Origin of the sequence: Kribbella sp. CA-294648, from assembly GCF_050943845.1 — a bacterium.
Taxonomy (GTDB): Bacteria; Actinomycetota; Actinomycetes; order Propionibacteriales; family Kribbellaceae; genus Kribbella.
Map to the genome: position 1 here is coordinate 8,618,879 of NZ_CP191981.1, position 12,350 is coordinate 8,631,228.

12 protein-coding genes are annotated in these 12,350 nt (G+C 68.1%); 6 read left to right on the forward strand and 6 right to left on the reverse strand.

What is annotated here, in order from left to right:
- Positions 1 to 185: 185 nt before the first annotated feature.
- Positions 186 to 737, forward strand: coding sequence for a MarR family transcriptional regulator (locus ACQPYM_RS41155; RefSeq protein WP_433012538.1), 552 nt, complete (start codon positions 186 to 188; stop codon positions 735 to 737).
- Here ACQPYM_RS41155 and ACQPYM_RS41160 read toward each other — a convergent pair.
- Both ACQPYM_RS41160 and ACQPYM_RS41165 read right to left on the reverse strand, forming a co-directional pair.
- Positions 734 to 1,558: a DUF3152 domain-containing protein gene (locus ACQPYM_RS41160; RefSeq protein ID WP_433012541.1), complete on the reverse strand. Its 825-nt coding sequence runs from the start codon at positions 1,556 to 1,558 to the stop codon at positions 734 to 736. The two genes, ACQPYM_RS41155 and ACQPYM_RS41160, sit on opposite strands and share 4 nt — an antisense overlap.
- 124 nt (positions 1,559 to 1,682) lie before the next feature.
- Positions 1,683 to 2,438: an SDR family oxidoreductase gene (locus ACQPYM_RS41165; protein WP_433012544.1), complete on the reverse strand. Its 756-nt coding sequence runs from the start codon at positions 2,436 to 2,438 to the stop codon at positions 1,683 to 1,685.
- Between the two features lie 130 nt (positions 2,439 to 2,568).
- On the opposite strand from ACQPYM_RS41165, the gene ACQPYM_RS41170 reads away from it, so the two are divergent.
- Both ACQPYM_RS41170 and ACQPYM_RS41175 read left to right on the forward strand, forming a co-directional pair.
- Positions 2,569 to 3,447, forward strand: a complete 879-nt coding sequence (locus tag ACQPYM_RS41170) for a Vgb family protein (protein ID WP_433012547.1) — start codon at positions 2,569 to 2,571, stop codon at positions 3,445 to 3,447.
- A gap of 57 nt (positions 3,448 to 3,504) precedes the next feature.
- Positions 3,505 to 4,425 carry a UbiA prenyltransferase family protein gene (locus tag ACQPYM_RS41175; RefSeq protein ID WP_433012550.1) on the forward strand — a complete coding sequence of 307 codons (921 nt, stop codon included), beginning with the start codon at positions 3,505 to 3,507 and terminating at the stop codon, positions 4,423 to 4,425.
- Positions 4,426 to 4,461: 36 nt separating this feature from the next.
- Here ACQPYM_RS41175 and ACQPYM_RS41180 read toward each other — a convergent pair whose 3' ends face one another.
- A complete protein-coding gene (locus ACQPYM_RS41180; protein ID WP_433012553.1) occupies positions 4,462 to 4,971 on the reverse strand; it encodes a MarR family winged helix-turn-helix transcriptional regulator in 510 nt (169 codons plus the stop codon).
- A 50-nt stretch (positions 4,972 to 5,021) separates the two neighbouring features.
- On the opposite strand from ACQPYM_RS41180, the gene pip reads away from it, so the two are divergent.
- On the forward strand, positions 5,022 to 5,978 hold the full coding sequence (gene pip, locus ACQPYM_RS41185) for a prolyl aminopeptidase (protein WP_433012556.1): 957 nt from the start codon (positions 5,022 to 5,024) through the stop codon (positions 5,976 to 5,978).
- 36 nt (positions 5,979 to 6,014) lie between these two features.
- Here pip and ACQPYM_RS41190 read toward each other — a convergent pair whose 3' ends face one another.
- Positions 6,015 to 7,904 carry a heparinase II/III domain-containing protein gene (locus ACQPYM_RS41190; protein ID WP_433012559.1) on the reverse strand — a complete coding sequence of 630 codons (1,890 nt, stop codon included), beginning with the start codon at positions 7,902 to 7,904 and terminating at the stop codon, positions 6,015 to 6,017.
- Positions 7,905 to 8,123: 219 nt separating this feature from the next.
- Entirely contained in the window at positions 8,124 to 9,098 is a 975-nt protein-coding gene (locus ACQPYM_RS41195; RefSeq protein ID WP_433012562.1) for a helix-turn-helix transcriptional regulator, read from the reverse strand.
- A 90-nt stretch (positions 9,099 to 9,188) separates the two neighbouring features.
- On the opposite strand from ACQPYM_RS41195, the gene ACQPYM_RS41200 reads away from it, so the two are divergent.
- Together ACQPYM_RS41200 and ACQPYM_RS41205 are read left to right on the forward strand one after the other, a co-directional pair.
- A complete protein-coding gene (locus ACQPYM_RS41200; RefSeq protein ID WP_433012565.1) occupies positions 9,189 to 10,163 on the forward strand; it encodes an ATP-binding cassette domain-containing protein in 975 nt (324 codons plus the stop codon).
- The gene (locus ACQPYM_RS41205; protein WP_433012568.1) at positions 10,160 to 10,972 is read left to right on the forward strand and encodes an ABC transporter permease; all 813 of its coding nucleotides are present in this window, start codon (positions 10,160 to 10,162) and stop codon (positions 10,970 to 10,972) included. Before ACQPYM_RS41200 ends, ACQPYM_RS41205 begins: the two co-directional genes overlap by 4 nt.
- A 45-nt stretch (positions 10,973 to 11,017) precedes the next feature.
- Here the strand turns inward: ACQPYM_RS41205 and ACQPYM_RS41210 are convergent, their stop codons facing one another.
- On the reverse strand, positions 11,018 to 12,328 hold the full coding sequence (locus tag ACQPYM_RS41210; protein ID WP_433012571.1) for an erythromycin esterase family protein: 1,311 nt from the start codon (positions 12,326 to 12,328) through the stop codon (positions 11,018 to 11,020).
- Positions 12,329 to 12,350 lie beyond the last annotated feature (22 nt).

Below are 12,350 nucleotides of genomic sequence, written 5' to 3' on the forward strand. Positions count from 1 at the left end.
GTTCACCGTCACGTCAGATCCAACGGACGACGGGAACGGAAGGTCACGCACAAAATCTGGGCAATCGTCCAGGAGCTTCAGCAGGCCCTCGAAGCCCTGTTCGATTACCTGTGCGAACCGAATTCACAGCGTTTCCTCAGGTACGACACGCCGAAGCTGTCGGAGCGCCTCCGTAGGCTGGACGAGTGACCATCGAAGACGCTGGGACCAAGGCACTGGCGGTTCCCGACCAGGTCGTCATGCCGACCGGGATCGCCACTGTCCAGACCGAACATCTGATCGGAGACATCAGCGACGCGCTCCGCCTGCTGGACGCCGTCGAACGGGTCCGCGGCCACGCGCACCCGCTCATCCTGGGGCTGCAGGACGCCGTCGGCATCAAGATGCCGGCCGCGCTGGTGCTGAGCGCGATCTCCAACGGGCGCGACAGCGCCGAGGCCGTCGCCGCGCAGGTCGGCACCACCACCGGCGAGGCCGAGCTGGCGATCGCCGAGCTCGAAGGCCTGGGGCTGGTGCGCACCTCACCGTCCCTGACCGTGACCGGCATGGGCCAGGCCCGGTTGTCCCAGCTGGACGGTCTGACCGTCCGGGTGCTCGACGTGGTCACCGGCATTCTCGGCCCGACCGACGCGGCGCACCTGATCCGTCTGCTGCACACCGTCGCCGACGGCCTCGAGTCCGCCGCGATCACCGCCAACGCCTCCGACCAGCTCCCCCAGCCGATTCTGAACTCCTAGTTGGCCGGCGGCTTGTCGTTGTACTGGCCGAGCCGCGCCTTGTAGCGAGTGCCGTTGCGATAGGGCCAGGAGTACGCCGTACAACCGTGCAGGCCGAGGGTCTGCTGCTCCATCACGGGAGCCGGCTTGCCGGGACCCGGACACAGCTCATGGCCGTGGCCGAGGCGATGACCGGTCTCGTGATTGATCATGTACTGCCGGTACGCCGTGAGGTCGGCGCCGTAGTGCGGCACTCCCTTGACCCAGCGCGCGACGTTGAGCACGACCCGATCACCGATCCGGCAACTCGTGTACTGATCGAAGCCACCACCGCAGATCGCGTCGCGGGTCGCGGGCGTGACGAGCATCAACTGGAAGGCGGCACGCTCACCAGGGCCAACCTGGCGGAACCGGTAGAGACCGCCCGCGGTCCAGCCTTGGGGTGCGCCGTAGGTCGCGCGGACGAATGCCGCGAAGGCCGCCCGATCGATGCCCGTGATGCCGCCCTCGATGACCAGCTGGTAGGTGAACAGCTTGCCCGCCCTGCCGTTCGGCTTCGGGTCGCCCGGGAGCACCGAGAACGCGCCCGTACCACGGACCGGATAGGTGATCGCCGGCTCCCCCTGCCCAGGCGCCGCATTTGATACCCGAGGCTCCGGCGCTACGCGCATTTGCGGCTCCACCCTTTGGGCGGCGGGGCCGGTCACGGCCAAGTCGGTGGTCGCCGAAACTGGTCGCTCTGGGTAGCCGTGGCGGGCGAAAGGACTGGCCGGGAGCTGGAACAAAACTCCGGCCACGACCGCCGCCACAACCCCCAGCGCGGCGATTCTCGTCTTGCGCATCACCCAGCTCCTTACCCCGTGCTCCGGCGGAGCACGTCCTCATCCAGTACTTGCCTGAAGTGGCGAACCCCCTTCTCGGTGCCGTACCCATTTCAGGCCTCCACCCACGGATGAATTCGAAGGTCTAGGCCCGCTCGGTGAGGAAGGCTTCCCACGTGCGGGTGCCGGTGGCGTGGGCGGGGGCGAGGTTGATGCCGGTGCGGAAAGTGCGGGCCGCCTTGCCGGGCAGGTGCAGGGGAACCATCGGGCGGCGGCGGCCAGTGGCTTCCAGATAGGAGCCGATGATCTCCTTCAGCGTGTAGACCTTCGGCCCGGCGATGTCGGGAACGAGGCCGGCGGGCTCGCTCTGGGTGAGCTCCACCAGGCGGGCGGCGACATCGCGGGCGTCGATCGGCTGGACCCGGAAGCCGCTCGGCACCAGGGCGATCGGCAGCTTCGTGATCGCCTTGGCCAGGGTCAGCACCAGGTCGTTGAACTGCGTCGCGCGGACCGTCGTCCACGGCAGACCGGAGTCGGCGATCACCAGCTCGGCGCCGCGCTTGAACCCGAAGTACGCGAAGGATTCCTGGTCGGCGCCGACGACGGAGATGTAGACGATGTGCGGTTGACCCGCTTTCGTCGCCGCCTTGACGAGGGTGCGGGCCTTGTCGTCGTCACCCTTGGCGTCACCGGCGAGGTGGACGATCTTGTCGACGCCGGCCACCGCGGCGCCGATGCCTTCGCCGGTGGTCAGGTCGCCGACGACGTACTCGATGCCGTCCGCGGACTCCCGGCTGCTGCGGCTGAGCACGCGCACCTTGAAGCCGGCGTCGCGCAGCAGCGGGGTGGTGAGGCGGCCGAGGGTTCCGGTGCCGCCGGTGACGAGAACGGTTGCGGTCATGATGCGCTCCTGGGTTCGTGGTTCTGCGGTTTCACTTGTCCGACTCCGCCCGGCCAGGGAATGTGACAGACCGGCTGGGCCGCAGTGCTGATTGACTGGAGCGCGACTCTCGTGACGAAGGAGAAGAGCCTTGCAGAGCACAGATTTCCCGGTGACCGACAGCGCTGAGGGCCCGTACGGCGTGGCGCTGGGTGGCCGGCCCGGCGAGGTGTGGACGACGTTGGTGCACGCCGGTGTGGTGGCTCGGCGCGACGCCGACGGGAAGGTCGAGCGCTTCGGGCTGGACGCGCCCGGGAGCCGGCCGAGCGTGATCGTGCCGGGGCCGGACGGAGCGGTGTGGTTCACCCGGAACGGTGACGACCGGATCGGACGGATCGGCGCGGACGGAGTGGTGTCCGCCGTCGAGCTGGGCGCGGGCACAGCGCCGTACGGGCTGTGCGTGGGGCCGGACGGCGCGCTGTGGACGACGTTGATGAACACCGACCAGGTCGGCCGGGTGAGCGTCGACGGTGCGGTGACCACGTTCGAGATCGGGACGACCGGTGGGTTCCCGTCGATGATCACGGCGGGCGACGACGGGCTGTGGTTCCCGCTGAACCAGGGCAACTCGATCGCGCGAATGTCGGTCGACGGCAAGGTGCAGCTCTACCCGTTGCCGACGCCCGCGGCCGGGCCGGTGGGGATCAGCGCGGCGCCGGGTGGCGCGTGGTTCACCGAGTTGATGGCCGGACAGCTGGGACGGATCGACGCGGACGGCAAGATCGAGGAGTTCCCGCTGCCCGATCGCGAGTCCAAGCCGCACGCTGTGGTGACGTCGCCTGACGGTGGCTGCTGGGTGACGTTGTGGGGATCGGCTTCGGTGATCCGGCTGGACGCGGAGGGCGCTGTGGTCGAGGAGGTCGCGTTCGGCGAGGGATCCGAGCCGCACGGGCTCGCGCTGACCCCCGACGGTGAGGTCTGGGTGGCCCTGGAGACCGGTGTTCTTGCGCACATCCACGCTGGGGAGTGAGCCGATTCACCCGTTGGAGGGACGCCGCTGGGGCGTAGCAGGAGCAGTGTGGATGACGTGACCACACTGGTGGGGCCGAGAGCAGAAGTCCGCGGGCTGGGCCGGCGGTTGCTGGATGTGGTGGCCGTCGGGCGGCCCGCGTTCTGGGTTGTTTCGGTGGTGCCGTACTACGTGGGCATCCTGCTCGCCACGCGTCGATTGGTGCCCGAGCCGGCGGATTGGCCACGGCTGGCGATCGGCGCGGTCGTGATGGGTCCGCTGCTCTGGCTGGCGGTGCTCGCGATCAACGATGCGTATGACCTGCCGGGTGACCTGCTGAATCCGCGCAAGTCGAAGTCGCCGCTGCTGGACGGACGCGTGACGCTCGAGCAGGCCAAGCGGCTTGCCGTGGTCGCGGGTCTGGCCTCGATCGCGGTCAGCCTGCTGGTCGGCACGGTGTTCACCCTCGGCGTGGTCTTCGCGCTCGTGCTCGGCTGGGCCTACAGCGTGCCGCCGGTGCGGTTGAAGACCCGCGCCGGCTTCGACGTCGCGGCCAATTCACTTGCCTTGGGCACCTTTGGTCCGCTGGCCGGGTGGGCCGCGGTCGACCCGGATCTCAGCGGCTTCCCCTGGCTGATGGCGTTGCAGGGAACGCTGGCCGCGATCGGCCTCTACCTGCCGACGACGCTCGCCGACCTGACGGCCGACCGCGCCGCCGGGTACCGGACGATCGCGGTCCGGCTCGGCGCGCGGGCGACGTACCGGCTGGGGTTCGCGTTCTGGATCGCGGCGGCCGGGCTGTCCGTCGTACTGGCCGCCCTCGACACGGTCATCCCGCGGAGCATGCTGCCCTTGGAGATCGTGATGGTGCCGGTGCTCGTCGCGGCGTACCGGCGCTTCATCGGACCGGGCATGACCTTCAAGGGCGTCGTCATCCTCGCCTCCTTGTTCCTCCTCCCCTGCGCCACCTTCGCCCTCACCTACACGGGCGTCCTCTGACTCACACACCTGGCGCCCCGGCCTCCCGGAGCGGTTCTACCCTGAGTTGCTCCCGGTCGCCCGCTTCACGACGCCGCCTGACCGCTGCCCGATGATGCCGCGCGCGGCGATGCGCTGGTGGAAGGGGCGCCGCTCGACGGCCGCAACGACTTCCTTGAGGAGTTGACCGAGCGGCACCGAGAGCTCCTCGTCCAGCTCGGCAAGCGCGGCGCTGGTTGCCTGCCACTCGGCTTCGATGACCGGGAGCAGTTCGCGGGTCTTGTCGGTGAGATGGACGATGCGCTGGCGGGCGTCGGTGCCCGGCTCGAGCGTCACGAAGCCCGCCCGGTTGAGCTGGGCAACCGTCTGGCTGGCAGCCGAATGGGTCACCCCGACCGCCGTCGCCAGCGCCCGGATCGACAACGGGCCCTCGGCAACCAGCGTCCGGACGACCGGCGAGAACCGCGGCCGGTACTCCGCCAGGCCGAGGTCCTGGTAGACCTTCGCGACATCGCCGTCGAGCAGTTCGAGCACGTGCCGTAATCGGGTACCGATCGCGCCTTCCATGGGAGTAATCTAACAGCGCTGTTAGATCTCTCGCCGACGGAGGCCGCTGGATGTATCCGGAAACTGAGCGTTATGACCATGGGTTACTCGATGTGGGTGACGGCCACCTCGTGTACTGGGAGGTTTGCGGCAACCCCGAGGGCAAGCCGGCTGTGGTGCTGCACGGTGGACCAGGCTCCGGGGCCGGGCCGTTCTGGCGGCGGTTCTTCGACCCGGCGAAGTACCGGGTGGTGCTGTTCGACCAGCGAGGGTGCGGGCGCAGTACGCCGGACGCCGCCTTGCCCGAGGCCGACCTGAGCACCAACACGACCTGGCATCTGGTCGCCGACATCGAGTTGCTGCGCGAGCACCTCGGCATCGAGAAGTGGCTCGTGCTGGGTGCATCGTGGGGTGCGACTCTCGCCTTCGCGTACGCCGAGACGCATCCGGCCGCGGTCTCCGAGATCGTGGTGTTCAGCGTGACGAGTTCGACCCCGCGCGAGGTCGAGTGGATCACCCGCGACATGGGCCGCATCTTCCCGGCGGAGTGGACGCGATTCCGGGACGTCGTACCGGTGGAGGAGCGGGACGGGAATCTCGCACTCGCCTACAGCCGTCTGCTCCACGATCCCGACCCGGCCGTGCGTGACCGGGCGGCTCGCGCTTGGTGCGAATGGGAGGACACGCACGTGGCGACGTACTCCGGTTACCGGCCCGACCCGCGCTACGAGGACCCGGTCTTCCGCCTGCGGTTCGCGCGCCTGGTGTCGCACTACTGGGCTCACTTCGGCTGGATCGAGGACGGCGCCCTACTCCGCGACGCAGACAAGCTGGCCGGCATTCCCGGCGTCCTGATCACCGGCCGCCTCGACATCAGCAGTCCCCCGGACACCGCCTGGCGAATGGCACAGGCATGGCCGGATGCCGAGCTGCACATCGTCGGAGACGCCGGCCACGGCGCAAGTAAGAGCAGCGTCTCCGACCTCGTCCTCGCCGCCACCGACCGCTTCGCCCCGACGGCGCCCTGACGGCCACGCTGCTCCGACGGCCGCGGCGCACAGCACTCAGGACAGGCGGGTGAGGCGGCCGTCCGACGCGACCCGGATGGTCGTCTTCCGGCTGCCCACGGTGAGGTCCAAGAAGAACTGCGATCCCTGGGTTCGGGTGCTGTAGGCAACGGTTTCTGCCGCGCCGACGGGTGCGACGACGGACAGGATGGAGGCGGTCCTACCGCTGCGACCGAAGGTGACCACCGGCGCGGCTTCGCGAGGGGTCCTGCCGCTGAAGTACCAGCCCTGCACCGGATCGGTCTTCCCCTTCTGCACGGTGATCGCGTCGCCGCCCTGGGAATCTTGATAGGGGACCTGGAGCACGTAGGTCTTCGAACGATCGCCCGGCTTGGCCGCGACCGCTGTGGTGGCCGACTGCACCGTCACGTTCTGGTCCGGCGGTAGGTGCCACAGGGTTTCGTAGCGCTGGTCGGTGTCCGATCGCCCGCGGTCCAAGGTGACGATGAGGTCGGGATCCTTCAGCACCAAGACGTCGCGGGTACGGTCGACGCCCTTGGCGGGCTTGTCGGCGAACTGGTAGTACTCCGACCGCGGACCGATCAGTGATCGGGTCAGCTTGGTCTCCGCCCGGACAACCTCGGCGGTCGGAATCGTCATCACGTTGTGCGCGGCCTGACTCCTGACAAAGGTCTGCCACTGGTCACGCTGGTAGCCCGAATGGCCGGGGTCGATCAGAATATCGCGTCCACGCGAGGTGTAGGTGATCGAAGTGTGGTCCTCATGGCCGTGCAACTGCCGGGCCGGACCGAACCGGATGCTGTAGGTCGACTCCTGCGTGAACGGCCGGGTCTCGCCCCAGCCGGTCCGCCCGAACACATACCCCGCATCGAACACAGCCGTCCGCCGCGCCGGCCGGGTACCACGTCGCCCGAGCGTGGCGGCGTACTCCAACGGTGTCCCGGCCACCGCCTGGGGTCGCTGCCGGATCGAGTCCCCGACCTGGGGCAACTCTCCAGCAGACGTCGTCGCCAGCGCGATCCACTCCGCCGCGGCACGTCGCCGTACCTCGATCACGGGCGCCGGGTCGAATCCGCAGCGCCGGAGAGCGGTCACTGCCCGGCCCCACATCTGGTAACTGAACATCGCGTACCCGATGGACTGCTCGTTGGTCGACCCCTGCGGGTCGATCGAGACAGTAATTGCCTCGGTCAAGCGCTTGGCGGCGTGGTTCGTCAGCTCGCTCCGACCCAGCACGCAGCCGATCCCGAGCAACGCGATGCTCTCGTCGGTACCGTGATTCCACGGTCCACTCCAGTTCTCGATCAAGAACCTGGAGTGCTCGAGCAACGACCGGTCCAGCCATTCGTACTCACTCGGGAGCCGCTGGACACCAAGACCGGACAACACCGCTTGACGGGCACAGATCAGCACGTTCGTGCGATGCATCGTCGACTCCCACGCGCCCACATCACCTTGCCACGAATACGGATGATCGCGCACCCAGTCACCGATGATGGTCATCACCCGAGTCAGCGCCTGACGGTCTCCGGTACCGGCCGCGCGGACGCCCTGCCCCAGCCAGCGCAGCGAGTGCAGCCACATGTACCAACTGGGCCTTTTGTACGGATCCGAACGCCAGTCGATGTCACCAGCCCCATTACCCACCTGGTACGGCGGATCGTCGCCCCACACATAGGTGTCACTCAACAGCATCTTGACCGGCACACGGGATTCGATTCCACTGAAGCCCGGACACGGATACGCCGCAGCCGGTGCACTCGGGCTCGTCGACAGCGGAGCCGTGGCAGCGATGTCTTGCGACGTCGAGCCCGCACCGCCTGTCAGCAGGGTGAACCCGCCGACGATGCTGGCAGCGCACACCAACGCCCACGCGACGACGACGCCAGTAGCCTTCCAGGCCGGCCGTTTCCGATGTGTCGGCACGCGCGCCTCACCTTTTCCGCCACGGGGGTTTTGGACAGAGGACAGCCCACAGCCGGCCGGGCGTTCTGGTCAGAAACTGAACTCTGGGAATCCGTGATGGTTGCGAGTCCACCTGACGTGCCGACGTTCACGGTCTCGCCTATAAGAGGGCCGTTAGGACGCAAAGAGTTGCGTCGGAGGCACAACTGATATTGCCAACTCCAAATACGCCGACTGCCGCTACGATCCGGCGGCAGCGAGGTAGCGGGTGGCCAGGTCTCGGGCGGCTTGTTTCAGTTCGGGTGGGTTGATGAACTCGACGTCGGTTTCGAACATGCCGAAGTTGGCGGCGAGGCCGGTCCAGGACCAGCCGTTCAGGGTCAGGCGGCAGCTGGTGTCGGTGACCTCTTCGACCAGGGCGTCGCGGCCGGCCCAGCGGGCGATGTCGGTGGCCTTTGCCTGAAGGATCGCCGTACCGCGGCACGGCCACTGGTTCCGGCCCTGGAAGCGGCTCGAGATGTACGTCGACACGTCGGGGGCCGGCAGCTCGCGTGGGGTGAAGCGCGGGCCGGTCGGTGTCTTGGGCAACATCCGGTCGACCCGGAAGGTGCGCCAGTCGTTGCGGTCCAGGTCCCAGCCGACCAGGTACCAGCGGCCGCCCCAGGTGACCAGGTGGTGCGGCTCGACCTTGCGCGGTGGCACCCACTCCGCATCCTCGTCGGCGCGCGGCGAGGTGTAGTCGAAGCGCAGTACCTCCCGGGCGCGCAGCGCGGTGCCGATCGCGATCAGGTGCTCCGAGTCGACCTTGATCCGGCGCGAGTCGGCGTACCGGTCGACGGTGGTGACCTGGAGTGCGTCGACGCGTTGCCGCAGGCGCGCGGGCATCACCTGCCGAACCGTGGCCAGTGCGCGCAGGGCACCCTCCTCGATACCGGTCACTGACGTGGTCGCGGTCTGCAGCGCGACGGCGACCGCGATCGCCTGGTCGTCGTCGAACAGCAGCGGAGGCAGGTCGGCGCCCGCGTCCAGGCGGTAGCCGCCGTCCGGTCCCTTGCTGGCACGCACCGGATAGCCGAGGTCGCGCAAGCGGTCCACATCGCGGCGGACCGTTCGCGGGCTCACTTCGAGCCTTTCGGCCAGCAGCGAGCCCGGCCAGTCGCGTCGCGCTTGCAGCAGGGACAGCAGCGCGAGAAGTCGAGCGGAGGTTTCGGACATGACTTCAGATTGCCATGAGTACAGGCCAGAAGTTGTCCTCTACTCCTGGAAATGTCTCCGGTGTCAGAACCAAGACCACAAGGAGACATCGTGATCAGCACCCGAGAGCTCACCAAGGACTTCGTGGTGAACCGCACCGAGACCGTGCATGCGGTCCGCGGCATCAGCCTGGACGTCGAACCGGGCGAGCTGGTCGCCGTGCTCGGCCCGAACGGGGCCGGCAAGACGACCACCCTGCGGATGCTCACCACCTTGATCGCGCCGACGTCCGGTACCGCGAAGGTCGCCGGGTACGACGTGACGGCCGACCCGAGTCTGGTCCGCCGGCAGATCGGGTACGTCGGTCAGGGCAACGGCGCGGGCCACTCGCAACGGGTCCGCGACGAGCTCGTCGGCCAGGGCGTGATCTACGGCCTCGACTCCCGCTCGGCGAAGAAACGGGCCGATGAACTGCTCGACTCGCTCGAACTCGTCGACCTGGCCAACCGCAAGGTGTCCGACCTGTCGGGTGGTCAGCGCCGCCGGCTCGACGTCGCGATGGGTCTGGTGCACGCACCCGGGTTGCTGTTCCTGGACGAGCCGTCGACCGGCCTGGACCCACAGAACCGGGCCAACCTGTGGGACCACATCCTGCGGATGCGCGAGCAGTACTCGATGACGATCATGCTCACCACGCACTACCTGGACGAGGCCGACTCGATGGCCGAGCGGGTGGTCGTGGTGGACCACGGCGAGGTGATCGCCGACGACACGGCCGACGCCCTCAAGGCCGAGCTGGCCGGCGACCAGCTGATTCTGACTGTTGCACCCGGCAACCTCGCCCGCACCGCCGAGCTCGCGAAGCAGTTGCCCGGCGCAAAGGATGTTGTTGTCGATGGCGACCAGTTGACCTTGCGCGTCGCGGATGGCCCGGCCGCGTTGCCCGAACTCATCGCGGCGAGCCAGCGTTCCGCAATACCGGTTGCCACCGCTCAGGTACGCCGGCCGACGCTCGACGACGTCTTCCTCAACCTCACCGGCCGCAGCCTGCGCGAGGCCGACTCCACCGGAAAGGCCGCAGCATGACCACCCTCACCGTTCCCGCCACCACCCGCCGGACCACCGTTCCCGCGGACCGGAACCTCTTCCGTGACATCTCGATCGTGATGCGGCGCGAGCTCAAGCCGGTACTGCGCGACCCGTTCACGTTGCTGTTCGGGATGATCCAGCCGCTGGTCTTCCTGGCACTCTTCGGCCCGCTGCTCGCGGGGTCGCTCGGCGGCTCGCTCGACGGCGGCGTCTGGCAGTGGTTCGTACCGTCCATCCTGGTGATGACGACCTTGTTCGGTACGTCGGCGACCGGGTCGAACCTGTTGATGGAGTTCCAGACGGGTGCGCACGAGCGGATGCTGGTGACGCCGCTGTCCCGGTCGTCGCTGCTGATCGGCCGTGCGCTGAAGGAGATGGTGCCGCTGTTCGGCCAGGCGGTGATCGTGATCGCGGTGATGGTCCCGTTCGGCTTCGACCTGCACCTGGGCGGCGCGATCGTCGGGCTCGCGCTGCTGGCCGTGTTCGGGATCGGGCTGGGAGCCTTCAGCTACGCACTGGCGATCGCGGTGCGCAAGCAGGACTGGATGTTCTGGGTGGTCCAGCAGACGTTCCTGTTCCCGCTGATGATCCTGTCCGGGATGCTGCTGCCGCTGGAGAGCGGTCCCGCGTGGATGCGCGCCGCGTCGAAGGTGAACCCGCTGTCCTACCTGGTCGAGGCCGAACGGACGCTGTTCGCCGGTGACGTCATGGCGACCGCTGTGCTGTGGGGCTGGGTCGCCGGCCTCATCACGGTGGCGCTCGGGCTGACGGTCGGCATCCGCACGATGCTGCGGTCGGCTGACTGACCCTACAAAGGGAACCCGAGAGGCTCTCGGGTTCCCTTTTGCGCGTCAGCGGAGCTTCGCTGCGGAGACCTCGTTGAGGTGGATGAGGACGTCGTAGCTGTGAGACAACCGGGTCGGCAGCTCCGGCCACGGATAGGCGGTGCCGATGTCGCGGGTCAGCCGCGGTACGTCGAGCCAGGCGCGGGTCGCGGCGGGCACTCGGCGCAGGTCGACGAAGTAGTTGCGGTACGGGACCTTGTCGAGGGTGTGCTCGTTGCTGCCCGGCGCGGCCGGCGGCACGGTGAAGACGCGGAGCTCGCCAGTGGAGGTGTCATGGGCGTTGAACGAGCCGTGGTCGAAGGAGAAGCCGACGGCGACGTAATCCCGCCCGAGTTGCTCCCGCAGGAACTGGCCCTGGATCTTCGGGTAGTCCTTCGGCGAGTTCGACGCGAGCGCGATGTGCCCGTTGTGCGCCGACACCATCACCTTCGCCCCCGTCGTACGAGCCCACCAGGCCGTGTTGGCCGCCATCGCCTCGTCGCGGAAGTACATCGCCTTCGGGGTCTCCTGCGGGTTCGCGACGTCGAAGGAGTAGAGCTTCGCGACCTGCCAGATCGCCCGGGCATGCTGCACCGCCCAAGTCCGCTCGGGACCAGCCGGCAACGACTCGACCAGTACGACGGCCCGCCGGGCGGCCGCCTCGATCTTGACCCGCTCGGCCAGCGGCTTCCCGAAGTACGCGTTGCTCCAGGCCTTGTACTCCGCGTCGGAACGGATTCCGGCGTACAGGATCTTGATCTCGGGGAGCTGTGCCGGGTTGGTCTTGCCGACATAGTCGATGACCCGGTCGAGCAGGGCAGGGCTGGCGTAGCCGACATCGTCGCCGACGAAGTGGAGCTTGCGGGCATGGGTGCGGTTGTAGGAACGCATCCACTCGATCAGTGCGAGGTACTCGTCGGTGTTCCAGAACTTGTACGCGTCCTGGAACTCGCGGCGCATGATCTCGCGCGGATCGCCGACGCCGCTGACGACGTACCGGTCGAGCTCGAGACCGGTGCTCCAGCTGGCTTCCAGGGCGAAGGTGGTGAAGCCCTTCTCCTGCACGAGCGAGCGGAAGAGCCGGTGCTTGAGCTTGAAGAATTCACTCGAACTGTGGGTCGCCTCGCCGACACCGACCACCTGCGCGCTACCGACCATCCTGGTCAGCGGCTTCAGGTCACGCAGACTGCCGGTCGCGTCGGTACTACGAATCGGGTGCGCCGCCCGGGTCAGCGCGGGCACCGGGTCGGTGGGCGCCGCGGTGGCCGTTGTGGTCGTCATCGACAGCGGCATCACCGCCGCGACGAGCAAGGCAGGGGCTGCCAGAAGCCGCTTCATCAAAGTCCTCCGAAGGCTGGGG